Origin of the sequence: Streptomyces sp. NPDC002680, assembly GCF_042889145.1 — a bacterium.
GTDB lineage: Bacteria > Actinomycetota > Actinomycetes > Streptomycetales > Streptomycetaceae > Streptomyces > Streptomyces adonidis.
Genome location: NZ_JBIAQP010000031.1, coordinates 1 through 23,278, shown reverse-complemented (window position 1 = coordinate 23,278; position 23,278 = coordinate 1). Strand labels below are relative to the sequence as shown.

The following is a 23,278-nucleotide window of genomic DNA, read 5'->3' as shown; positions in this document are numbered from 1 at the left end:
ACATGAGCGGAGACGGTCAGCCCAGAAGCCACTGGTTCGACGACGAGGCCGGACCGGTGGTCCGTCCGTACGCCATGACGCGGGGCCGCACCAGCCATGCGGCCCAGCACCGCCTGGATCTGATCGCGGTGGTCGTCACGGAGGCGCACGCGGACGATCCGGAAGCGGACCACATGCTGTCCCCGGAACACGTGGACATCGTCGAACTCTGTCGTGACGCCCCCCAGTCGGTCGCCGAACTCGCCGCCGAGCTCAATCTCCCCATCGGCGTGGTGCGGGTCCTCATCGGGGACCTCGTGGACGAGGAAATGGTCCATGTGACGCGCCCCGTACCCCCCGCCGAGCTGGTGGACGAGAGTATTCTGCGCGATGTGATCAACGGCCTCCGGGCGCTCTGAGCAGCGCGGAAGCGGGGTAGAGACGTGACAGGCTGGCAGTTCTGGGTCGACCGTGGCGGTACCTTCACCGACATCGTCGCGCGGCGCCCGGACGGCGGCCTGCTCACCCACAAACTGCTGTCCGACAACCCCGCCCGGTACGCCGACGCGGCCGTCGCAGGCGTACGCGAACTCCTGGGCGCCTCCCGGGAGCCCATCGAGGCCGTCCGGATGGGTACGACCGTCGCCACCAACGCACTCCTGGAACGCAAGGGCGAACGCACCCTCCTCGTCGTCACCCGCGGTTTCCGCGACGCACTGCGCATCGCCTACCAGAACCGCCCCCGCATCTTCGCCCGCAGGATCGACCTTCCCGGGCCGCTCCACGAACGGGTCGTCGAGGCCGACGAGCGCATCGCCGCCGACGGCACCGTCCTGCGTGCCCCCGATCTCGACGCCCTCGCCGGGCCGCTCCAGGAGGCCTACGACGACGGGATCCGCGCCGTCGCCGTCGTCTGCATGCACAGCCACCTCCACCCCGCGCACGAACAGGCCATCGGCGCCCTTGCCGCCCGTATCGGCTTCCCGCAGATCTCGCTGTCCAGCGAGGTCAGCCCGCTCATGAAGCTCGTCCCGCGCGGTGACACGGCTGTCGTCGACGCCTACCTGTCGCCCGTCCTGCGCCGGTACGTCCAGCACGTCGCCGCCGAACTCCAGGACGTGCGGCTGATGTTCATGCAGTCCAACGGAGGCCTCACGGAAGCCGGCCAGTTCCGCGGCAAGGACGCCATCCTGTCCGGACCGGCCGGCGGCATCGTCGGCATGGCCCGCATGTCCCAGCTCGCCGGATTCGACCGTGTCATCGGGTTCGACATGGGCGGTACCTCCACCGATGTCTCGCACTTCGCCGGCGAGTACGAACGCGTCTTCACCACCCAGATCGCCGGTGTCCGCCTGCGCGCCCCCATGCTGGACATCCACACCGTCGCCGCCGGCGGCGGCTCCGTCCTCCACTTCGACGGCTCTCGCTACCGCGTGGGACCCGACTCCGCGGGCGCGGACCCCGGCCCCGCCTGCTACCGGGGTGGCGGCCCGCTCACCGTCACGGATGCCAACGTGGCCCTCGGGCGCATCCAACCCGCCCATTTCCCCAAGGTGTTCGGCCCCGACGGCGACCAGCCCCTCGACGACACCCTCGTCCGCGACCGCTTCGCCGCCCTCGCCCGCGAGATCCGCGAACGGACCGGCGACGACCGCACCCCGGAGCAGGTGGCCGAGGGCTACCTGCAGATCGCCGTGGCCGGCATCGCCAACGCCGTGAAGCGGATCTCCGTACAGAAGGGCCACGACGTCACCCGATACGCCCTCACCACCTTCGGTGGTGCGGGCGGACAGCACGCCTGCATGGTCGCCGACTCGCTCGGGATCCGCACCGTCCTGGTGCCGCCCATGGCCGGTGTCCTTTCCGCGCTCGGCATCGGACTCGCCGACACCACGGCCATGCGTGAACAGTCCGTCGAGGCACCCCTGGAGCCCGCCTCCATGCCCGGCGTCCTCAAGACCGCCGAAGACCTGGAGGGCGCCGCCCGGGCCGAACTCCTCGCCGAGGACGTCCCCGAGGACCGCATCCACGTCACGCGTCGTGCCCAGCTCCGCTACGACGGCACGGACACCACCCTGACCGTCGGGCTCGGCGAACCCGACGCGATGAAACACGCCTTCGAAGAACGTCATCGCGCCACGTACTCCTTCACCCTCGACCGCCCCGTGGTCGTCGAAGCACTCTCCGTGGAAGCCACTGGCATCACCGAACCCCCCGATCTCTCCGCCCTCACCGCTTTCGGATCCCGCACCACCGCCCCGGAGACGGCCGCCCTCCACACAGGCGGTGCCTGGCACGACGTACCCCTGCACCGCCGCGAGGAACTGCCCTCCAGCGAGACGGTCACCGGCCCGGCGATCATCACCGAGGCCAGTGCCACGACCGTCGTCGACGACGGCTGGCGGGCCGCGACGACCGACGACGGGCATCTGGTCATGGAACGCGTGGCGATTACGCAGAGTTCCGATCTCGGCACAGAAGTCGATCCAGTTCTGCTGGAGGTCTTCAACAACCTCTTCATGGCGATCGCCGAACAGATGGGCGCCCGGCTGGAGTCCACCGCCCAGTCCGTCAACATCAAGGAGCGTCTGGACTTCTCCTGCGCCCTCTTCGATCCGGACGGAAACCTGGTCGCGAACGCACCCCATATCCCCGTCCACCTGGGATCCATGGGGACGAGCGTCAAGGAGGTCATCGAACGCCGAGGCGACGGCATGCGCCCGGGCGACACATACGCCGTCAACGACCCGTACCACGGTGGCACCCACCTCCCCGACGTCACCGTGATCACCCCGGTCTTCGGCACCGGGCGGACGACAACGGGCAGCGGCGACACGGAGAGTGACCGCATCCTGTTCTATGTCGCCTCGCGCGGACACCACGCCGAGATCGGCGGGATCGCCCCCGGCTCCATGCCGGCCGACAGCCGCACCATCGACGAGGAAGGCATCCTCTTCGACAACTGGCTGCTCGCCGAGAACGGCCGCTTCCGCGAGGAGGAGACCCTCCGGCTGCTCACCGAGGCGCCCTACCCCTCCCGCAACCCCAGGACCAACCTCGCCGATCTGCGCGCCCAGATCGCCGCCAACCAGAAGGGCGTCGACGAAGTCGCCCGGATGATCGACAACTTCGGCCTCGACGTCGTCCAGGCATACATGAAGCACGTCCAGGACAACGCCGAGGAATCGGTGCGGCGAGTGATCGACACCCTGGAGGAGGGCGAGTTCGCCTACGAGACGGACTCAGGAGCCGTCATCCGCGTACGTGTCTCCGTGGACCGCGAAACGCGTTCGGCGACGGTCGACTTCACCGGCACCTCCGCCCAGCTGAGCAGCAACTTCAACGCCCCCTTCGCCGTGGTCAACGCGGCCGTCCTGTACGTCTTCCGCACTCTGGTCGACGACGACATCCCCCTCAACGACGGCTGTCTGCGCCCGCTCGACATCGTCGTACCGCCCGCTTCGATGCTCGCTCCCGAGCCGCCGGCCGCCGTCGTCGCGGGCAACGTGGAAACCTCACAGGCCATCACCGGAGCCCTGTACGGGGCGCTCGGCGTCCAGGCCGAGGGATCCGGCACGATGAACAACGTCACCTTCGGCAACGAGCGGTACCAGTACTACGAAACCGTCGCCTCCGGGTCCGGCGCGGGCGACGGTTTTCCGGGCGCGTCCGTCGTCCAGACCCATATGACCAACTCGCGGCTCACCGACCCCGAGGTCCTGGAGTGGCGACTGCCCGTCCGGCTCGACGAGTTCGCGGTACGGCACGGCAGCGGCGGTGCGGGACAATGGCGCGGCGGAGACGGGGCGGTGCGCCGTCTCCGGTTCAACGAGCCGATGACTGTCTCCACCTTGTCGCAGCACCGCAGGGTTCCGCCGTACGGTATGGCGGGCGGCGAGCCGGGCGCGCTGGGCGCCAACCGCGTGGAGCGTGCGGACGGCACGGTCACCGTGCTCGGCGGCAGCGACTCGACGGACGTCGGCCCCGGCGACGTACTCGTCATCGAAACCCCCGGCGGCGGGGGCTACGGCCCACCGCCGACCGACCCCGAACAAGCAGGAGAAGAGATCGATGATCTTCGGGCGTACTGAGCGCGGCAAGCCCCCGGTCGAGCCCGTCACACTCAAGATCCTCGTGGCCGGCGGATTCGGCGCGGGCAAGACGACCCTCGTCGGCGCGGTCAGCGAGATCAAGCCGCTGCGCACCGAGGAGTTGCTCACCGAGGCGGGCCGCCCGGTCGACGACACCAGCGGGGTGGAGGGCAAGCACACCACCACTGTGGCCATGGACTTCGGCCGCATCACGCTGCGCGAGGACCTGGTGCTGTACCTGTTCGGGACGCCCGGACAGGACCGCTTCTGGTTCCTGTGGGACGAGCTGGCCACCGGCGCGCTGGGGGCGGTCGTCCTCGCCGACACCCGCCGCCTGGAGGACAGTTTCGCCGCCGTCGACTACTTCGAGCGGCGTTCCATACCCTTCCTCGTCGGCGTCAACTGCTTCGACGGAGCGGCCCGTTACCCGTCGCAGTCCGTCCGCGCGGCGCTCGACCTCGACGCCAGTGTGCCGCTCCTGCTGTGCGACGCGCGCGACCGGGAGTCGGTCAAGGAGGTCCTCATCGGAGTCGTCCAGCACGCGATGGCGTACGCGGCCGACCGCCGCGCGACCGTCACCACCTGACAGCCCCTCACCGCCCCGCACGCGCACGGCCCGTACCCCCGCCGACCGGGGTACGGGCCGCGGTCCAAAGGCACGCGCGCGCGTGGACCTCGTTTTCCGCTCCGAGTGGTGGTTCTAGCCCCTGCCCTCTTCCTCCCAGCCGAAGCTCTTCTCCACGGCCTTGCGCCAGTTGTGGTACTCGCGGTCGCGGACCGACGCCTCCATGGCAGGAGTCCACTCGACGTCCTTCTGCCAGTGCGACTTCAGCTCGTCGAGGTCGTTCCACACCCCGGTCGCGAGCCCGGCCGCGTACGCCGCTCCCAGGCATGTCGTCTCGGAGACCTTCGGCCGGATGACCGGCACCCCGAGGACGTCCGCCTGGTGCTGCATCAGCAGGTTGTTCTTCGTCATCCCGCCGTCCACCTTCAGGGTCGTGATGCTCACCCCGGAGTCCTGGAACATGGCGTCCACGACCTCCCGCGTCTGCCAGCTCGTCGCCTCCAGCACCGCGCGCGCCAGATGCCCCTTGGTGACGTACCGCGTGAGGCCGGTGACCACCCCGCGCGCGTCGGAGCGCCAGTAGGGCGCGAACAGGCCGGAGAAGGCGGGCACGATGTACGCGCCGCCGTTGTCGTCGACGCTCGCCGCGAGCGTCTCGATCTCGTCGGCGGTTCGGATGATGCCGAGCTGGTCGCGGAACCACTGCACGAGCGCACCGGTGATCGCTATCGACCCTTCGAGGCAGTAGACGGGAGCCTCGCCGCCGATCTTGTAGCCCATCGTCGTCAGCAGGCCGTTCTTCGACGGGACGGGACGGGTCCCGGTGTTGAGCAGCAGGAAACTGCCGGTGCCGTACGTGTTCTTGGCCGTCCCCACGTCGTAGCAGGCCTGGCCGAACACCGCGGCCTGCTGATCGCCCAGCGCGGAGGCCACGGGGACGCCCGCGAGCTGGCCCACCGCGATGCCGTACACCTCGGACGAGGACCTGATCTCGGGGAGGATCCCCTCGGGGACGTTCATCGCGGACAGGATGGACGCGTCCCATTGGAGGGTCTCCAGGTCCATCAGCATGGTGCGGCCGGCATTGGTCACGTCGGTGACGTGCCGCCCGCCGTCCGTACCGCCCGTCAGGTTCCAGATCAGCCAGGAGTCGATGGTGCCGAAGGCGATCTCGCCGTGCTCGGCGCGGGCCCGTAGCCCCGGCACGTTGTCGAGCAGCCAGGCCGCCTTGGGGCCGGAGAAGTAGCTGGCCAGGGGCAGTCCCGTCTGCTCGCGGAAACGGTCCTGCCCATCGGTGCCGCCGAGTTCGTTGCAGAGCGCCGCCGTACGTGTGTCCTGCCAGACGATCGCGTTGTGGACCGGCTTGCCCGTGGCGCGGTCCCAAAGGACCGTCGTCTCGCGCTGGTTGGTGATGCCGAGCGCGCTGAGCTGGTCGGCGCGCAGCCCGGCCTTGGCGAGCGCGCCCGCGACCACCGCCTGCACCTTCGACCAGATCTCGGTGGCGTCGTGCTCCACCCATCCGGGCTTGGGGAAGATCTGGCGGTGCTCGCGCTGGTCGACGGCGACGATCGCGCCGTCCTGGTTGAAGACGATGCAGCGGCTGGACGTGGTGCCCTGGTCGATCGCGGCGACGAACTTGTCCGTCATGACGTCCCCTTCGTGGGAAGCTCCGGAAGTCTGCGGCCCCGGCACGCGCGCGTGCGTGTCAGAAGGCGGCGTTGAAGACGATCCCCGCCAGCGCGGCGCCGATCAGCGGCCCCACCACCGGGATCCACGCGTAACTCCAGTCCGAGGTGCCCTTGTTGGGTATCGGGAGCAGGGCGTGGGCGATGCGCGGGCCCAGGTCACGGGCCGGATTGATGGCGTACCCCGTGGGACCGCCGAGCGACAGACCGATGCCGACCACCAGGAAGGAGACGATCAGGATCGATGTGCCGGACTCGCCGAGCCCCTTGGTCAGACCGAAGGCCAGGATCGGCAGGACCAGCGCCATGGTCGCGATGATCTCGGTGACCAGGTTCGCCACGGGATTGCGGATCGCCGGCGTGGTGGAGAAGATCCCGAGCGTGGGCTGGGCGATCTCCTCCTCCGCGTTGGCCTGGAACTGGGCGAAGTACACCAGCCAGCACAGGACCGCGCCGAGGAAGGCGCCGACCATCTGCCCGGCGATGTACACGGGCACCTTGTCCCAGTCCCCGGTGTCGACGGCGATCCCGATGGTCACCGCGGGGTTGAGATGCCCACCGGACAGCGGTGCGGCGGTGTACGCCCCGGCGAGCACGCCGAAGCCCCAGCCGAACGTGATGACGATCCAGCCGGCGTCCTTCGCCTTGGAGTAGTTCAGTACGACGGCGGCGACCACGCCGGCGCCGAAGAGGATCAGAATCGCTGTACCGATGATCTCGCCGACAAAGATGTCCCCATTGCTCATGGCGGCTCCTAGGCCTTCGCCCGGGGCGGTCCGGCCCCGGTCGACCTTGCAGGGTGCGTTCCCATGGCTACTTCAGCCGAGGACAGGGAGTTCCCGCGCCCCGCCCGGCGTCCGTGACGAGCGTGCCGTCGCAGCCGGATCGCCCGCATGGAGATGGCCCGTGGTGCGGCTGGGGCCCGCACGGCGCATTGCCTGATTACGCCGAGAATGTGTGGCGATGCCGACTGACACCGGAAGTGTTCTCCGACGTCCTGTGAGCGTCAAGGTCGCCGACGACACTGGTTGAGACGCCCCCTCGCGGATGCGGTGGCGGTTGCCTGGAACGGCCTCTGTGCCGCCCTCACCCCGCCTGCGCGGGTGCCAGCCCCGAGCCCCGCCGGATCTCGTGACCGGGCAGGCCTGCCCGGCCGAGCACCCAGCTCGCCCCGTAGAGGGACTTCGCCGCCTGCTTCAGCGGCGCCAGGCACGCGGCGGCCTGCCGGTGGTCCGCGACACTGCCGGGCGCGCACAGGACCGTCGCCAGGGACAGCGTGACGGCGTGTCCGCCCGCGTACCAGGGCGTGTCGAGCACCGCCGACGCCAGCGGATCGAGACCTTCCGGATCCGCCAGTACGAGGAAGTCGTCCCCGCCGATGTGCCCCACGCGCGTGCTCCCGGACGCCGAGTGCGACAACACCCGCCCCACCGAACGGATCAGCTCGTCGCCGGCCGCGAATCCGGCACCGTCGTTGACGCGCTTGAAGTGGTCGACGTCCAGCCAGCTCAGCGCGAACATCCGCCCTGCCGCGATCCGCCGGTCCACTTCCGCGGTGATCGCGTCCGAACCGGGCAGCCGCGTCAGCGGATTGAGCCCCGCCGCCTCCTCGACCCGGGTCTCGGCGAGCGCCCGTACGAGATCCGCCAGCCGTACGACGCCCACGCACCGCCCGTACCGGTCGACGACCGCCACGTCGTCCGACGTACGGTCACGGTCGCCGTCCGCGACCACGTCCAGGACCTCCCAGGCGGTCGCGTCGACGCCGACCGTGCGCGGCGGGTCGCCCAGCTTGGCGGCGGGCCGGTCGGCGTACAGGGCGTGCCCGTAGCGCCCCGACATCGACAGCAGGAAGCGGGACCGGTGCACCGACCGGACGGGAATCCCGGTCTCGTCCACGAGGACCACCCCGGAGACGTCGGGCGACCCGGTGAGGAGCGCCCGCACCCGGCCCGAGGACGCGGTGGCGGGCAGGAGCGCGGCCGGCCGTACGAACTGCCGCACCGACGGCCCGGAAGGAGCCGTGGCGGTCATCCCGGGGGAGAGCGGAGGAACGTATACGTCGGCTGTGGGCAGCCGGGTCGGCGGGGCGAACAGCTCGCCCTGGGCCAGCTGGGCCCCGGCCGACACCGCGGCGGCGCACTGCAGTTCGGTCTCTACGCCCTCCACCGAGAGAAGCGCGCCCAACTGCTCGCAGAGGGTCCGCATCGCCCGTACCGCCGCGGGCCGGGACAGCATGGACGCGTCGAGCTTCACCAGGTCCGGCGCCAGGTCCGTGAGCAGTCTCAGGGGTACGTCCCCGTCGCCGACGCCGTCCGCGCAGATCCGGAAGCCCTCGCCCCGCAGCACGGCCACCGCCTCCAGGAGCGCCCGCTGAGGCACGTGCGTGTACGGCGGGACCACGTCGACCGTCACCTCCCACGGCAGCCGCCCCGCCTCGCGCACGGCGTCATGCAGGGCGGCGAGCCCGCCGAGGTCGGCGAGGGTGCCGGCGAACACGTTGACGTGGAGCGGCAGCAGCGTCTCCCGGGCGGCCGCCGCCCGAACCGCCAACGCGGCCAGTCGGCCGTCGAGTTCGGGGTCGCGGCGAGCCTGGGCGAGGATGTCGCCGCTCTCCGGGCGGGCCAGGATCTCCAGCGCCGCGACGCCACCGGTCGTCAGATTGACGACCGGCTGGAAGGCGAAACGGAGAGCGTCCGTCCAGGAGGGCACGGCAGTATTTTGGCGCTCCAGGCGTACGCCCGGGCGCAGTTCACGAGGTGTTCACGCACGATTCCGGGCCGATCACGCAGCGTGGAAGTTCCCAGTTGGGCGCGCACTTCATGCGCACTCCCCGCCCACCTGTACTTCACCGCACCGCGATCACCGACGAACCGTGCCCGAACAGGCCCTGGTTGGCCGTGATGCCTACGCGCGCCCTCGCGATCTGCCGGTCACCGGCGTCCCCCCGCAACTGCCAGGCTAGCTCGCACACCTGTGCGATGGCCTGTGCGGGCACGGCCTCTCCGAAGGAGGCGAGACCGCCACTGGTGTTGACGGGTATGCGCCCGCCCGGGGCCGTCGCGCCCTCCCGCAGCAGCTTCGCCGCCTCGCCCTCGCCGCACAGGCCCAGGTCCTCGTACCACTGCAGCTCCAGGGCCGTGGACAGGTCGTAGACCTCGGCCAGGGACAGGTCCTCGGGGCCGATGCCTGCCTCCTCGTAGGCCGCCCGTGCGATCGAGGCCCGAAAGGTCTCGTCCGTCGGCTGCACGGCCACCGCGGAGTCCGTGGCGATGTCAGGCAGGTCCAGCACCGTGGTGGGGTACCGCGGGGTCACCGTCGACACCGCCCGGATCCGCACCGGCTCCGCCACCCCGTGCCGGCGCGCGAACTCCATGCCGGTCAGTACCAGCGCCGCCCCGCCGTCCGAGGTGGCGCAGATGTCGAGCAGCCGGAGCGGATCGGCGACCACCGTGGACGCGGCGACCTCGTCGGCCGTGACCCGCTTGCGGTAGCGGGCGTTCGGGTTGAGCGCCCCCATGGCGGCGTTCTTCACCTTGACCTGTGCGAAGTCCTCCAGGGTGTCCCCGTGCACGGCCATCCGCCGTCGCGCGTACAGCCCGAAGTACGTCGGGTTCGTCGCCCCCAGGACCCGGAACCGCAGCCAGTCCGGGTCGTCGGGTCGGTCCCCGCCGGCCGGCCGGAAGAACCCCTTCGGCGCCGAGTCCGCGCCCACGACGAGCACCACCTCCGCGAGCCCGGCGAGGATCTGCGCGCGTGCCACGGCGACCGCCTGCGCCCCGGACGCGCACGCCGCGTACACGCTGGTCACCCGGGCGCCCTGCCAGCCCAGCGCCTTGGCGAACGTCGCCCCAGCCACATAGCCGGGATAGCCCCCGCGCACGGTGTCCGCCCCGACGACCGAGTCGACGTCCCGCCAGTCGATCCCCGCGTCGGCGAGTGCCGCGCGCGCGGCACTCGCTCCGTACTCGGCGAAACCGCGCCCCCACTTGCCCCAGGGGTGCATGCCCACGCCGAGCACCGCCACCTCTCCGGTCATTTCACCGCCCCCGTCGGTCGCCAGTGCCAGGTCGTCCAGGTCGTCTCCGCGTCCTCGTGGAGCACCCCCTGGACGACCTCCACCTCCATGCCCACCGTCAGATCGGCGACGGTGACCCCGGGAACCGCCTGTCCCAGCACCACCATCCGCTCGGACTCCAGCTCCACAGCGATCAACGCGTACGGTTCCCACGGAAGTTCCGGATTGGTCACATAGGGTGACGGCGGCCGGTATCTGCCGTCGGTGTACGACCAGACGCGCCCGCGCCGGGACAGCGGCACCTCGGCCAACTCGCCGCCCGGGCACCCCGGATTGCGGCAGTGGACGTCCTCGCGGGGGAAGAAGACCGAGGCGCAGGCCGAGCAGCGGGTGCCGAGGAGCCGGAAGCCGTCCCCGTCCCCGGTGAACCACCCGGCGACCACAGGTGTGCGGGTACGTGTCACATCCCCTCCAGAGACCTGGATCTGACGGAACGTCAGAAGTGTGGCACGGTCACTTCGGATTGGGCAGCCGTCGCACAGAACCGGACACCCCGTCCGTGCGTCGTCGTATCGGTAGGGACGGCCGGGGCCCACGGGGGTGGTTCCGGCCGTCCCTGGTGCCCGATCGGGCAGGATCGCATCGGATCGCTTCCCCGGAGAGATCCACAACTGATAAACGCAGGGGGCATGACACGACTTCCTGTCGCAGTACGTGGCTTGATGACAGCGCTCGCCCTGCTGCTGGCCGCCTCCGCGCCCGCCGTAGGGTCCACGCCGGAGGCCGGCGCCCCCGAAGACTTCCTGGCCCTGAGGTCCGTCGACCCGACGATCGTCCAGGAGATGCGCTACTTCACCCCGCACAACTTCGTGGGCGAGCCCATCGACGGCTACGAGCAGCCGATCTGCATCCTCACCAGGCCCGCGGCCGAGGCCCTCCACCAGGCCCAGCTGAAGCTGCGCCCGCAGGGGTACACCCTCAAGGTGTACGACTGCTACCGCCCGCAGCGCGCCGTGGACCACTTCGTCCGCTGGGCCGAGGATCTCGACGACCAGGCCATGAAGGGCGAGTTCTATCCGGACGTCGACAAGACCCGCCTGTTCGAGGACGGCTACATCGCGGAGAAGTCGGGCCACAGCCGGGGCTCGACCATGGACCTGACGATCGTGAAGCTCCCGGCGAAACCGACCAGGCCGTACGTGCCCGGGGAACCTCTGGTGCCCTGCTACGCGCCCCAGAGCGAGCGTTTCCCCGACAACTCGGTGGACATGGGCACGGGCTACGACTGCTTCGACACCCGCTCCCACACGCTCGACCCGCGCATCCAGGGCGAGCAGCGCGCGAACCGGCTGCTCCTGAAGGACACCCTTGAGGCCCTCGGTTTCGTCAACCTCGCCGAGGAGTGGTGGCACTTCACGTTCAAGCCCGAGCTCTATCCGGACACGTACTTCGACTTCCCTGTTTCCGCGAGTTCTCTCACGCCGACGTCCTGAGGAGCCCCCGGAAGGACCCCGTCCGCATGATCGGATACAGTCCGCCGCGTGTCCGTAAATCATCTGTCAACCAACAACTCCGCGCCGGATTCCCACTGTTCGAGCTGCGGAGCGCCCTACGGAGAGGGCGTTTCCGGCTGGCCCCGTACCTGCCCCGTCTGTGGCACCGTGGCCTACCGCAACCCGCTGCCCGTCGCGGTGGCACTCCAGCCCGTGTACGACACCAAGGGCGCCGCCCTGGTCGTCATCACCCGAACCATCGCCCCCGCGCGCGGGGGGATCGCCCTGCCGGGCGGGTACGTCGACCACCGCGAGGACTGGCGTCAGGCCCTCGTCCGTGAGCTGAGGGAAGAGACGGGCATCGAGGCGGCGAGCCGCGATGTCCGGCTCGCCGACGCCATGAGTTCGCCGGACGGGCACCTGCTGCTCTTCGGAGTCCTGCCGGAGCGCTCCGCCGACCACCTGCCGCGGTCCACCGCCACGGACGAGACGGACGGCTGGCACCTTCTGCGCAGGCCGGAGGAACTGGCCTTCCCGCTGCACACGGTGGCCGCACGCGCCTGGTTCGAGGGCCGCTACTGAGCCCGATCAGAGCCCGGCGAGACCCCGCACGCGCACGGGGCGGGACGGCTCGCTCACGCCGTCCTCCCCGTCCCGCTCGACGACCACCCGCCGCCCCTCCCAACGCGTGACGTACCGCTCGATGTCCGCCTCCTCCCACCCGTCACCCTCGTCCGGCACCACCAGCCCGCCCCCGGTACGCCCGAGGGCGGGAGCCCACGCCTCCAGCTCCAGGCCGCCGTCTGCGCCCCGCACGGGTACGACGGCGCCCGCGCGCGCGAGCACCGGAATCCGCGACAAAGGGGCGTCGATCAGCACCTGACAGGGCCCCTCGTACGCCTGCTCCGTCACCGTGTCGTACCAGCGCCCACGCGGCAGCCGCACCGCACGCCGGTCCGCACCCGGGTCGAGCACCGGCGCCACCAGAAGACAGTCACCCAACAGAAAGGCGTCCTCGCAGTCCCGCAGGGCCCGGTCCTCGGGCGCACCCCACCACAACGGCCGCACATAGGGCGCCCCCGTGCGCCGCGCCAGATGCGCCAGCGTCATGAAGTACGGCAGCAGGCGCCGGCGTTCGACGAGCACCACGCGCGCGTGGGCGAGTACGTCCGCGCCGAACTCCCAGGGCTCCCTGCGCCCCGCCCGCAGACTCGCGTGCGTACGGAACAGCGGCAGATAGGCGCCCAGTTGGAACCAGCGCAGATACAGCTCCGGCGACGGGCTCCCGTCGAAGCCGCCCACATCCGGACCCGAGTAGGGCACCCCGCACAGCCCGAGGCCCATGACCAGCGACAGTGACGCCCGCAGCCCCGGCCAGCCCGTCGCCACGTCCCCGGACCACGTCCCTCCGTAGCGCTGCATACCGGCCCACCCGGAGCGGGAGAATATGAACGGTCGCTCCTCGGGCGCCAGTTCGCGCAGCCCCTCGTAGGCGGCCCTGGCCATGCACAGGGCGTACACGTTGTGCGCCTCGCGATGGTCGCCGTCGTGTCCCTCCAGCGAGTGGCGGGCCGAACGCGGCAGGGTCGACTCCCCGAAGGCGGTGAACGACGTGGGCTCGTTCATGTCGTGCCAGAAACCCGAGAACCCCTGCCCGAGCCGCTCCGCGTACATCCGGCCCCACCAGGCCCGCACGCGCGCGTGCGTGAAGTCGGGGTAGACCGACTCCCCGGGCCACACGACGCCCCGTACGAGCTGCCCCGACGCCTCCCGTACGAACGCTTCCTCGGCGCTCCCGCTGTCGTACACGGTGTTGCCCGGCTCGGCCTTGACCGCCGGGTCGACGATCGACACCAGCCGGATCCCGTCGCGCCGCAGATCCTCGGCGAGGGCCGGCAACTTGGGAAACTGCTCCTGGTCGACGGTGAACACCTGGTTTCCGTCGAGGTGGTCGATGTCGAGATGGACCGCGTCGAGCGGCAGATCGTGCTCCTGATAGCCCGCGACGACCCGTCGCACCCCCTGCTCGCCGCCGAAGCCCCAGCGCGCGTGGTGGTGGCCCAGCGCCCACGAAGGGGGCAACGCGGGCGCACCCGTGAGCATGGTCCAGGTGTGCAGCACGCGCGCGGGGGTGCCCACCATCATCCAGCAGCGCAGCGGCCCGCCGTCCATCCGCAGCTCGCACGTCCCGGCCCGGTCATGGCCGGAACCCGCGCCCTCCTCGCCCTCCCTAAGGGTCACCGTGCCGTCCCAGGAGGTGTCCTGGAACACCAGATGGGTCGCCGCGTCGGCCACCACCAACTGCACCGGCATCGTGATGTACAGCGGATCGTCGCCGGGACCGAAGGCCCGACCGGGATCCGTGTTCCACAGGCGGTACGTCCCATCGCGCAGCCAAAGCCCCGACGCGCGCCCGCCGAGCCCGAAGAACCGCGCGTCCGCGGCCACTTCGGAGCGTTGCGTCCAGCGGCTCGTACCGCCGCCCACGGGCTCCCACCAGCGGGGCGGCAGTTCCCGTCGCAGACTCACCCCTCCGGGGGTGAGCACTTCCACCGCGCCGTGCCGAGAGACCACGACCGTCACCCGCTCGGCCACGACCCGCCAGCCACCGTCCTTGTCCGGTTCCAGCGAGGCACGGGGATCCGGCTCCGGACAGCGGCCCGTGAGCGCGTACGACGGCTCGGGACCGGCCCCGTCCCAGCCCCAGAAGACAGCCCCGTTGACGGCGACGGTGATTCGCAGCTCGGCCCGCGCGAACCGGACGACACCACCACCTGGCCCCGGCGCCACGTCCCGCACGGCCCCCGGCACCCGTGCGCGCTCGGTACCCCGGGGCGGCAGCCCGGCGGCGTCGGCACGCCTGCTGCGCCACGCGGCCCGTACGGTACGCAGCCCGTGAGCCGCCCCCGCCGAACCGACCGCCTTCACCGAACGCACCAGGTCACGACCGTCCATGCTGTTCAGCCTGCCACTGACTTCGCCCGATATACGTACCGTTCAATATCCGTTCACCCCGGTAATGAGCACATCTTCATCTCCACGACACGACGCCCGCGCGGCGCACCCTGGTGTCGGAGTCGATCAGATGGCATGGTCCGTGTCAGCCGTGTCACGAGCACTGTTCCGGGAGCCGCCCCATGTCCACCACGAACCCCACGCCTCTCTGGCAGCCGGACCGAGAACGCGTCGCCCGGGCCAGGATCACCAAGTTCCAGGCCTGGGCGGCCGAACGACACGGAGCCCCCGCCGACGGCGGCTACGCAGCGCTGCACCGCTGGTCCGTGGAGCGACTCGACACGTTCTGGCAGGCCGTCACCGAGTGGTTCGACGTGGGGTTTTCGACCCCCTACGCGCGCGTGCTCGGCGATCGCTCGATGCCCGGCGCGGAATGGTTCCCCGGGGCGACCCTCAACTACGCCGAGCACGCCCTGCGCGCCGCGGACACCCGCGCGGACGAACCGGCCCTCCTGTACGTCGACGAGACCCACGAGCCCCGCCCGGTGACCTGGTCCGAGCTGCGCCGCCAGGTCGGCTCCCTCGCCGCCGAGCTGCGTGACCTCGGAGTACGCCCAGGAGACCGCGTGAGCGGCTATCTCCCGAACGTTCCGCAAGCAGTGGTCGCCCTGCTCGCCACGGCCGCAGTGGGCGGCGTATGGACGTCCTGCGCCCCCGACTTCGGCGCGCGCAGCGTTCTCGACCGCTTCCAGCAGGTCGAACCGGTCGTGCTGTTCACCGTCGACGGCTACCGCTACGGCGGCAAGGAGCACGACCGCCGCGACACGGTCGCCGAACTCCGCCGCGAACTGCCCACCCTGCGCGCCGTCGTCCACATCCCGCTGCTGGGCACCGAGGCCCCTGAAGGCGCCCTGGAATGGTCGGCTCTCACTTCCGCGGACGTGACACCCGCCTACGAGCAGGTCGCCTTCGACCACCCCCTGTGGGTGCTCTACTCCTCGGGCACGACCGGCCTTCCCAAGGCCATCGTCCAGTCCCAGGGCGGCATCCTCGTCGAGCACCTCAAACAACTCGGCCTGCACTGCGACCTGGGGCCGGAGGACCGCTTCTTCTGGTACACGTCCACCGGCTGGATGATGTGGAACTTCCTGGTCTCCGGCCTCCTGACTGGTACGACGATCGTCCTGTACGACGGCAGCCCCGGCTACCCCGACACGGGCGCCCAGTGGCGGATCGCCGAGCGCACGGGCGCGACCCTTTTCGGCACCTCGGCCGCGTACGTCATGGCCTGCCGCAAGGCCGACGTGCACCCGGCCCGGGACTTCGACCTCTCCAAGGTGCAGTGCGTCGCCACCACCGGATCACCGCTGCCCCCCGACGGATTCCGCTGGCTGCACGACGAGTTCGCGCAGAGCGGGGCCGCACTGTGGATCGCCTCGGTCAGCGGTGGCACGGACGTGTGCTCCTGCTTCGCAGGAGCCGTACCGACCCTCCCCGTGCACATCGGCGAACTCCAGGCGCCCGGACTGGGCACCGACCTCCAGTCCTGGGACCCGAGCGGAAAACCCCTGGTGGACGAGGTCGGTGAACTCGTAGTCACCAACCCGATGCCGTCCATGCCCATCCACTTCTGGAACGACCCCGACGGCAGCCGCTACCACGACAGCTACTTCGACACCTATCCCGGAGTCTGGCGGCACGGCGACTGGATCACCGTCACCTCGCGCGGCTCCGTGATCATCCACGGCCGCTCCGACTCCACGCTCAACCGCCAGGGCGTACGCATGGGATCGGCCGACATCTACGAAGCCGTCGAACGGCTCCCCGAGATCAAGGAATCCCTCGTCATCGGCGTCGAACAGCCCGACGGCGGCTATTGGATGCCACTTTTCGTCCATCTCGCGCCCGGAGCCGTCCTCGACGAGGCCTTGCTGAGCCGCATCAAGCAGACCATCCGTGAACAGCTCTCCCCGCGCCACGTCCCCGACGAGGTCATCGAGGTCCCCGGAGTACCGCACACCCTCACCGGCAAACGCATCGAGGTACCGGTGAAGCGACTTCTGCAGGGCAGCCCCCTGGAGAAGGCAGTCAACCCCGGCTCCGTCGACAACCTCGACCTGCTGCGCTTCTACGAAGAGCTGGCCAGCAAACGCTCCTGACCAGCACCCGGGAACAGCGGTCAACCACCATAGGTGGCCTCGGACTCGACCAGCACGGTTGCGAAGTCCGAGGCCAGCCGCACCGCGTCGGCCGGTTGGAGGTCAGCCACCGCGATCCGCACCGCGGGCCCGGACGCGAGCCGGAACCGCGCACCGGCCGCGACCCACCAGCCGTACGACCGCAGCCCGTTCACCACGGCGGACTCGTCCGGCACGGGCACCCACACATTCATCCCGCTCGCCCCCTGAGCGGGGATCCCGTGCCGCTCCAGCTCCCGCAGCAGCGCGTTCCGCCGTAGCGAATACGTCTCCCGCGCACTCGCGACCAACGCGCGCGTGCCGTCGTCCGTCATCAGCCCGTACACGGTCTCCTGGAGCAGATGACTGACCCAGCCGGACGTCAGCAGCATCCGTCCGTCGTGCCGGGCCAGTGTGGTCGGGTCGCAGGCCGCCGCGGCCCACCGCAGATCGGTCCCGAGGAACTTGCTCACCGTACGGACGTGCACCCACCGGGCCAGTCCGCCCGAGGTCAGCGTGTACAGGGGTGCGTCCGCGACGGCGGACGCGTGATCGTTCTCGACCACGAGCACCTCCGGCTCCTCCCGGAGCACCGCGACAAGCGCGTCCCTGCGCGCCGCCGAGAAACACCCCCCGCGGGGATTCTGCGCGCGCGGACTGCACACAACGGCCTGTACGCCCGCCCGCAACGCCTGTCGCAGCGTTTCCGGAAGCAGCCCCTCGTCGTCCACGGCGACGGGGACGTTGCGCAGCCCCAACGCGGTCACCAGGTCCAGCAGATGGTGGTAGCCAGGGTCCTCCATGGCCACCGCATCGCCGGGACGCAGCTCCACCGACAGCAGCCGCCCGATCAGATCCAGCGCCCCGTGGGCGAAGGCCACGTGCTCCGTCGGCACTCCGTCGGGCCCGAACCACTCCCGCACGATGTGTTCCAGCCGCGTCAGCCGGGGCGTCGCGCGATGCGAGCGGGCGCCGGGAGAGAGACGGGAGGGCGGCACCAACCGGGGGAGCAGTTCGGGATCGGGGTGTCCGCCGGCCAAGTCGCGCAGTCCGTCCGGGACTTTGGGCGGCCGCCGCGAGGCAACTGCCGGAGCCGCCGCCACCACGGTCCCGCCCCGGCCGCGCGTGACCACGATCCCGCGCCGCTGCAGCTCCTTGTAAGCCGTCGCGACCGTCCCCGGACTCACCCCCAGTTCATCGGCGAGCCGGCGTACCGGAGGCAGCGCGGCCCCCGGCCCCAACGACCCCTCGGACACGCCTCGTTCGACGGACGAGGCAATCCCCTTGGCCGTCGTACCACTGATCCCATATTGTGTTGCCACGTTGGAGATTATGTATCAGTACATAAATCGAAGCAAGGGGGAGACGTGAATCCACTGCGTCGCGCGGCAGCCTGGACCGACCGCGTACCAGGCGGCCCGGACGGCCGCAGAATGCTCCTGATCACCCTCGTCGACCGTGTCGGCAGCGGCCTGTGGGCATCCGTCTCCGTCCTGTACTTCACCTACGTCGCCGGCCTCTCCATCGCCGAGGTCGGCACTCTCGTCGCCGCCGCGGGAGTCATCGGCATCGCCGGGGCACCCATGGGCGGCCGCCTCGCCGACCGGTTCCCGCTCACCCGCGTCCTGATCGCCGTCCAAGTGATGCGCGCCCTGGCCTCGTTCACCCTGCTCACGACCGACCACTACGCGGCGCTCCTCGCGTGTACGGCCGTCGGCGGCTTCGGCGACCGCGCGTCGAGCGTCATCACGAAGCTCTACGCCACCCGCGTCGCCGGCCCGGACCGCGTTCGCTATCAGGCGGTCAACCGGACGGCCGCCAATGCGGGCTGGGCCCTCGGTGGCCTGGCCGCCGCCGCGGCTCTGGCCCTCGGCACCACCACGGCGTACCAATGGCTGCTCGTCGGCGACGCACTCTCGTTCGTCGCCACCGCGATACTCACCCTCCGCTGCGCCGAACCCCCTTCCCCCTCTCGCACGGTAGCCACATCGTCCGATCCCACGCCCACGACCAAACCGGCGAATCCCTGGCGCGATCGCACCTACCTCGCCTACGTCGCGACCGAGACCGTCCTCTTCCTCGACGACGCGGTCTTCAAGGTCGGCCTGCCCCTCTGGATCGCCCACACCGGCAGCGCACCCACCGGCCTCGCCCCACTGCTGATGGTCCTCAACAACGTGATGGTGGTTGCCTTTCAAGTCCCCCTGGCCCGTTTCGGCGCCACCACCAAGGCCGCTCGTGGGCTCCTGCTCCCGCTGTCCGCCGTCTTCGCTCTGGGAGGCATCACCATGGCCCTCTCGGCAACCGGTACGACCGTCTCCGCGACGCTGTTCCTCACAGTCTCGGCCGCCGCCTTCACCCTGGCCGAGATGCTCCACGCCACCGTCTCCTGGGAACTCTCGGTCGCCCTCGCCTCCGACAGCGCCCAGGGCGCGTACCTCGGGGTCCATGGACTCGCGCAAGCCGTCCAACGCAGCATCGGTCCACTGACGGTCACGGCAGCCATCGCCACCGGCCCCCTCGGCTGGACCTGCTTCGGCGCCGGCATCGCTGTGACCTGCGTGATCCAGCACCGCCTCGTCCGCGACCGCCTGACCCGAGCCCGATTGTCAGTGGCCACGGTTACTGTGAGTGAGCATTGATCGACTGCGCACAGGGGGAACCATGGCGAACACCAGGCACTCGACCATGCGGCGCGTTCTGCGCCGTGAGATCGCGGGCACCATCGGCCTGCTCACCGACGAGCACGACTTCCGGGCGATGCGGCGCTACCGCAGCTTCACCTTCGACAACCACAGGTCCTACCTCCGCGAGGTGGAAGCTCTCCTGAAGAGTCTTGCCGCCCAGGGCAACCACACAACCGTCGCGCTCTTCGACCCCGAGGAGTACGCCGAGTTCTGCATGGCGACCGGCCTCGACCCGGACGCCCCGTCCAGCCGCACCCGCTTCACAGCGGAACTCGCGACCACAGGCCCCACCGTTCCCTACGACGGCCAACCCCTCGCCGAACTCGTCCCGGACCTCGTCGACGAGGCCGTCCGCCAGGCGACCTGGGAGTACGCCGCCACGCTCCTGGCCCGTATCGGCGCCTGCGCATCCTGCGGTGAGGACATCGGACACGCGGCCTTCGCCCGTGCCTCGAACCTCCTGGTCCGCATCCTCGACACCGCCCCGCAGGGAAACAGGCACCTCGTCTGCAGCGTCACGACACCGGCCGAAACATTGGTCGCCGTCCTCCACGCGGACGACGACAGCGAGGGCACCACGGAACTCGACGAGGCCGAAGTCCTCGAATTCACCACGGTCCTGGCCCTCGGCATCGCCTCCCAGAGTCCCGGAGGCCTCGTCATGCGCACCACCGCCCCCGGCACTACTGACCGCATCTACGGCTGGCGCCTGCGTGGAAACGGCGTCGAGCCCCTTACGGCCGGCGAGGTCTTCGACGCCTACTGCACCGACGCCGAATCAGGCGACCTGATCTCCCCGGAATCGGACGTCGACTACTGCACACCCCCCGATCTCGGAGGAGAGGAACCCACCACGGGCCACGCCCACTGAACGAGCAATGGGTGAGGGGCGCCCCACACGAAGTGGGACGCCCCTCGACGAACGGACGATCTGCGCCGGGCCGATCTGTTCAACGACTCGGTGCAGACCTGCCGCTTACTCGCCCGACAGCACTGCCTGAGCGGCGTCGCGCGCCTCTTCGGCGCTGTCCGCAGCCCGGGCCGCCGCAGCGGCCCGCTCGCACTGCGCCAGCGTGTACTTGGCGAGTGACGCCCGCACATAAGGAATCGAAGCCGCGCCCATGGAAAGAGAGGTGACACCCAGACCGGTCAGGACACACGCGAGCAACGGGTCCGAGGCCGCTTCACCACAGACACCACAACTCTTGCCCTCGGCCCGTGCCGCCTCGGCGGACAGCGCGACGAGGTCGAGCAGCGCAGGCTGCCACGGATCCTGCAGACGGGAAACCGCACCCACCTGACGGTCGGCGGCGAAGGTGTACTGCGCGAGGTCGTTGGTCCCCAAGGACAGGAACTCGACCTCCTGGAGGATCGAACGTGCCCGCAGCGCGGCCGACGGGATCTCCACCATGGCACCGAACTTCGCCTGCAGCCCGGCCGCACGGCACGCGTCCGCGAACGCCTTGGCGTCGGCTCGGTCCGCGACCATCGGAGCCATGACTTCGAGATAGACCGGCAGACCTTCTGCGGCCTTCGCGAGCGCCGTCAACTGCGTATGCAGCACATCGGGGTGATCGAGCAGGGTCCGAAGTCCGCGCACGCCCAGAGCCGGGTTCGGCTCGTCGGCCGGCGTCAGGAAGTCCAGCGGTTTGTCCGCGCCCGCGTCGAGCACCCGGACAACGACACGCCCCTCGGGGAACGCTTCGAGAACCTGCCGGTACGCCTCGATCTGCTTCGCCTCGGACGGCGCGCTCTTGCTGTCGTCCAGGAACAGGAACTCGGTACGGAAGAGACCGACACCCTCGGCCCCGGCCTCGACGGCAGCCGGTACGTCCGCAGGTCCGCCGACGTTCGCCAGCAGCGGCACCTTGTGACCGTCGGAAGTGGCCCCGGGCCCGGTCGAGCCCGCCAGCGCCGCCTTGCGCTGGGCCGCTGCCGCCTCCAACTGCGCCTTCTTCTCCGCACTGGGTTCCACGAAGATCTCGCCAGTGCTGCCGTCCACGGCGATCACCGTGCCCTCGGCCAGCTCACCCGCACCGGGCAACGCCACTACGGCGGGAACACCGAGGGCCCTTGCCAGGATCGCGCTGTGGCTGGTCGGTCCGCCTTCCTCGGTGACGAAGCCGAGTACCAGAGTGGGGTCCAGCAGCGCCGTGTCGGCGGGAGCGAGGTCACGAGCAATAAGGACGTACGGCTCGTCGCTGTCGGGGACACCGGGCATGGGAACCCCGAGCAGACGGGCGACGATACGGTTCCGCACGTCGTCGAGGTCCGCCACGCGTCCGGCGAGGTACTCGCCGGCACCCGCCAGCAGAGCGCGATACGCGGCGAACGCGTCATACACGGCGCGCTCGGCCGTGCTCCCGACCGCTATTCGCCGCTCGACGTCCGCCATCAGTTCGGGGTCCTGGGCCATCATGGCCTGCGCCTCAAGCACCGCCTGGGCTTCGCCGCCGGCCAGATTGCCGCGCGCATTCAGGTCGGCGGCCACAGCATCCACGGCCTGGCGGGCGCGCCCCTGTTCGCGCTCTGCCTCCTCGGCCGGAATCTGCTTCGCAGGCGGTTCGAGCACCGCCGTTCCCATGTGCCGAACCTCGCCGATCGCCACACCGTGGCTCACACCGACGCCTCGCAGCGTTGTCTCCATCTCACCCGTCTCCGTTAGTGCGGCGGGTCCCGCCGCCGCGGTGGTTTTCCTGCCGGCTGTCATCGTCCGGCTGATGTCACTGCCAACCGAAGAGGCTGTCGCCGGCCTTCACAGCGCCGTCCTCGACGAGATCGGAGAGGGAGTCGGCGGTGGCTTCGAGTGCCACGATCGGGCACACCGGCGACTTGCCGGCAGCTTCGACAGCGGCCGGGTTCCAGCGCACCACGCTCTGTCCACGCGTCACGGTGTCGCCCTTGTTGACGAGCAGCTCGAAGCCCTCGCCATTGAGCTGCACGGTGTCGATACCGAGGTGGGTGAGCACGCCGTGGCCTTCGTCGTCCACGACGACGAAGGCATGCGGGTGGAGCGAGACGATGACTCCGGACACAGGGGCGACGGCCTCCGAAGGCTCACGCACGGGGTCGATCGCGGTGCCGGGGCCGACCATGGCCCCGGAGAAGACCGGATCCGGCACGGCGGCCAGTCCGATGGCACGCCCTGCAAGAGGGGACGTCACAGTGGTCAAGGGAAGCCTCCCGGGGATGGAGATTCATACCGGCCGTCACTGCCTGTCCCGGACGGCACACTGTTGAGCAGCGTATGTCATATGAAGTGCCGGTTCCGTGCGAGAGACGGCGGTTGACGTCCGTAGAGCACCACGCAATCGATTTGCGCCTGCTCCGAACGCCCGTGTACAGTCGTACTCCTGCTTGAGGCCGAGCGACGCGATCACGTGCCTTTGCCTGGCAGCACCAAACTTGTCAGATCCTATCCCGGGGTCTCGTTCTGCATGCCTGCTGAACGATGGTCAGGGAGCCGGAAAAACACTGATAGAGTTTGGAACACCGAAGGGAAGCGCCCAGAGGAAAGTCCGAGAGAAATTCTCGGGTGAGTACGAAGGAAGCGTCCGTTCCTTGAGAACTCAACAGCGTGCCAAAAATCAACGCCAGATATGTTGATACCCCGTCCATCACATTCGTG

General features: G+C 70.0%; 17 protein-coding genes. 8 read left to right on the top strand and 9 right to left on the bottom strand.

Annotated elements, in window-relative coordinates:
• Positions 1–2 precede the first annotated feature (2 nt).
• The 3 genes from ACFYXF_RS49135 to ACFYXF_RS49125 are packed head-to-tail and all read left to right on the top strand — an operon-like array spanning position 3 to position 4,656.
• The gene (locus ACFYXF_RS49135; RefSeq protein ID WP_369032109.1) at positions 3–398 is read left to right on the top strand and encodes a DUF742 domain-containing protein; all 396 of its coding nucleotides are present in this window, start codon (positions 3–5) and stop codon (positions 396–398) included.
• A gap of 24 nt (positions 399–422) precedes the next feature.
• Positions 423–4,070, top strand: coding sequence for a hydantoinase B/oxoprolinase family protein (locus ACFYXF_RS49130; protein ID WP_389360419.1), 3,648 nt, complete (start codon positions 423–425; stop codon positions 4,068–4,070).
• The gene (locus ACFYXF_RS49125) at positions 4,051–4,656 is read left to right on the top strand and encodes an ATP/GTP-binding protein (RefSeq protein WP_389360417.1); all 606 of its coding nucleotides are present in this window, start codon (positions 4,051–4,053) and stop codon (positions 4,654–4,656) included. Before ACFYXF_RS49130 ends, ACFYXF_RS49125 begins: the two co-directional genes overlap by 20 nt.
• A 114-nt stretch (positions 4,657–4,770) precedes the next feature.
• On the opposite strand, the gene glpK is transcribed toward ACFYXF_RS49125, so the two are convergent.
• The 5 genes from glpK to ACFYXF_RS49100 form a co-directional block, all read right to left on the bottom strand.
• Entirely contained in the window at positions 4,771–6,282 is a 1,512-nt protein-coding gene (gene glpK / locus ACFYXF_RS49120) for a glycerol kinase GlpK (protein ID WP_389360415.1), read from the bottom strand.
• A 58-nt stretch (positions 6,283–6,340) separates the two neighbouring features.
• A complete protein-coding gene (locus ACFYXF_RS49115) occupies positions 6,341–7,066 on the bottom strand; it encodes an MIP/aquaporin family protein (protein WP_369032113.1) in 726 nt (241 codons plus the stop codon).
• 340 nt (positions 7,067–7,406) lie between these two features.
• Positions 7,407–9,032: an EAL domain-containing protein gene (locus ACFYXF_RS49110; protein ID WP_389360412.1), complete on the bottom strand. Its 1,626-nt coding sequence runs from the start codon at positions 9,030–9,032 to the stop codon at positions 7,407–7,409.
• 136 nt (positions 9,033–9,168) lie between these two features.
• Positions 9,169–10,359, bottom strand: coding sequence for a lipid-transfer protein (locus ACFYXF_RS49105; RefSeq protein WP_389360410.1), 1,191 nt, complete (start codon positions 10,357–10,359; stop codon positions 9,169–9,171).
• Entirely contained in the window at positions 10,356–10,781 is a 426-nt protein-coding gene (locus tag ACFYXF_RS49100; protein WP_389360518.1) for a Zn-ribbon domain-containing OB-fold protein, read from the bottom strand. The genes ACFYXF_RS49105 and ACFYXF_RS49100 overlap by 4 nt, the downstream gene beginning before the upstream one ends.
• Positions 10,782–11,027: 246 nt before the next feature.
• Here ACFYXF_RS49100 and ACFYXF_RS49095 point away from each other — a divergent pair, with 246 nt between their 5' ends.
• Together ACFYXF_RS49095 and ACFYXF_RS49090 are read left to right on the top strand one after the other, a co-directional pair.
• Positions 11,028–11,831 (top strand): M15 family metallopeptidase, encoded by an 804-nt coding sequence (locus ACFYXF_RS49095; protein WP_389360407.1) that lies wholly within the window; start codon positions 11,028–11,030, stop codon positions 11,829–11,831.
• 48 nt (positions 11,832–11,879) lie between these two features.
• Positions 11,880–12,413, top strand: coding sequence for an NUDIX domain-containing protein (locus ACFYXF_RS49090; RefSeq protein WP_389360405.1), 534 nt, complete (start codon positions 11,880–11,882; stop codon positions 12,411–12,413).
• 6 nt (positions 12,414–12,419) lie between these two features.
• Here ACFYXF_RS49090 and ACFYXF_RS49085 read toward each other — a convergent pair whose 3' ends face one another.
• Positions 12,420–14,786 carry a TIM-barrel domain-containing protein gene (locus ACFYXF_RS49085; RefSeq protein WP_389360403.1) on the bottom strand — a complete coding sequence of 789 codons (2,367 nt, stop codon included), beginning with the start codon at positions 14,784–14,786 and terminating at the stop codon, positions 12,420–12,422.
• Positions 14,787–14,968: 182 nt separating this feature from the next.
• Here ACFYXF_RS49085 and ACFYXF_RS49080 point away from each other — a divergent pair, with 182 nt between their 5' ends.
• Positions 14,969–16,945, top strand: a complete 1,977-nt coding sequence (locus ACFYXF_RS49080) for an acetoacetate--CoA ligase (protein ID WP_389360401.1) — start codon at positions 14,969–14,971, stop codon at positions 16,943–16,945.
• Between the two features lie 20 nt (positions 16,946–16,965).
• On the opposite strand, the gene ACFYXF_RS49075 is transcribed toward ACFYXF_RS49080, so the two are convergent.
• Positions 16,966–18,285: an aminotransferase class I/II-fold pyridoxal phosphate-dependent enzyme gene (locus ACFYXF_RS49075; RefSeq protein WP_389360399.1), complete on the bottom strand. Its 1,320-nt coding sequence runs from the start codon at positions 18,283–18,285 to the stop codon at positions 16,966–16,968.
• 45 nt (positions 18,286–18,330) lie between these two features.
• Here ACFYXF_RS49075 and ACFYXF_RS49070 point away from each other — a divergent pair, with 45 nt between their 5' ends.
• Positions 18,331–19,605: an MFS transporter gene (locus ACFYXF_RS49070; RefSeq protein ID WP_389360397.1), complete on the top strand. Its 1,275-nt coding sequence runs from the start codon at positions 18,331–18,333 to the stop codon at positions 19,603–19,605.
• A 22-nt stretch (positions 19,606–19,627) separates the two neighbouring features.
• Entirely contained in the window at positions 19,628–20,521 is an 894-nt protein-coding gene (locus ACFYXF_RS49065; protein ID WP_389360395.1) for a hypothetical protein, read from the top strand.
• 105 nt (positions 20,522–20,626) lie between these two features.
• Here the strand turns inward: ACFYXF_RS49065 and ptsP are convergent, their stop codons facing one another.
• Positions 20,627–22,297, bottom strand: coding sequence for a phosphoenolpyruvate--protein phosphotransferase (gene ptsP, locus ACFYXF_RS49060; protein ID WP_389360391.1), 1,671 nt, complete (start codon positions 22,295–22,297; stop codon positions 20,627–20,629).
• Between the two features lie 76 nt (positions 22,298–22,373).
• On the bottom strand, positions 22,374–22,823 hold the full coding sequence (locus tag ACFYXF_RS49055) for a PTS glucose transporter subunit IIA (RefSeq protein ID WP_389360389.1): 450 nt from the start codon (positions 22,821–22,823) through the stop codon (positions 22,374–22,376).
• Positions 22,824–23,278: the final 455 nt, after the last annotated feature.

What these genes read in the sequence shown, in the direction of transcription:
- ACFYXF_RS49115 (WP_369032113.1), bottom strand. Translation starts at nt 7,066, where the DNA reads ATGAGCAATGGGGACATCTTTGTCGGCGAGATCATCGGTACAGCGATT.
- ptsP (WP_389360391.1), bottom strand. Translation starts at nt 22,297, where the DNA reads ATGGAGACAACGCTGCGAGGCGTCGGTGTGAGCCACGGTGTGGCGATC.
- ACFYXF_RS49105 (WP_389360410.1), bottom strand. Translation starts at nt 10,359, where the DNA reads ATGACCGGAGAGGTGGCGGTGCTCGGCGTGGGCATGCACCCCTGGGGC.
- ACFYXF_RS49125 (WP_389360417.1), top strand. Translation starts at nt 4,051, where the DNA reads ATGATCTTCGGGCGTACTGAGCGCGGCAAGCCCCCGGTCGAGCCCGTC.
- ACFYXF_RS49080 (WP_389360401.1), top strand. Translation starts at nt 14,969, where the DNA reads ATGTCCACCACGAACCCCACGCCTCTCTGGCAGCCGGACCGAGAACGC.
- ACFYXF_RS49135 (WP_369032109.1), top strand. Translation starts at nt 3, where the DNA reads ATGAGCGGAGACGGTCAGCCCAGAAGCCACTGGTTCGACGACGAGGCC.
- glpK (WP_389360415.1), bottom strand. Translation starts at nt 6,282, where the DNA reads ATGACGGACAAGTTCGTCGCCGCGATCGACCAGGGCACCACGTCCAGC.
- ACFYXF_RS49065 (WP_389360395.1), top strand. Translation starts at nt 19,628, where the DNA reads ATGGCGAACACCAGGCACTCGACCATGCGGCGCGTTCTGCGCCGTGAG.
- ACFYXF_RS49095 (WP_389360407.1), top strand. Translation starts at nt 11,028, where the DNA reads ATGACACGACTTCCTGTCGCAGTACGTGGCTTGATGACAGCGCTCGCC.
- ACFYXF_RS49085 (WP_389360403.1), bottom strand. Translation starts at nt 14,786, where the DNA reads ATGGACGGTCGTGACCTGGTGCGTTCGGTGAAGGCGGTCGGTTCGGCG.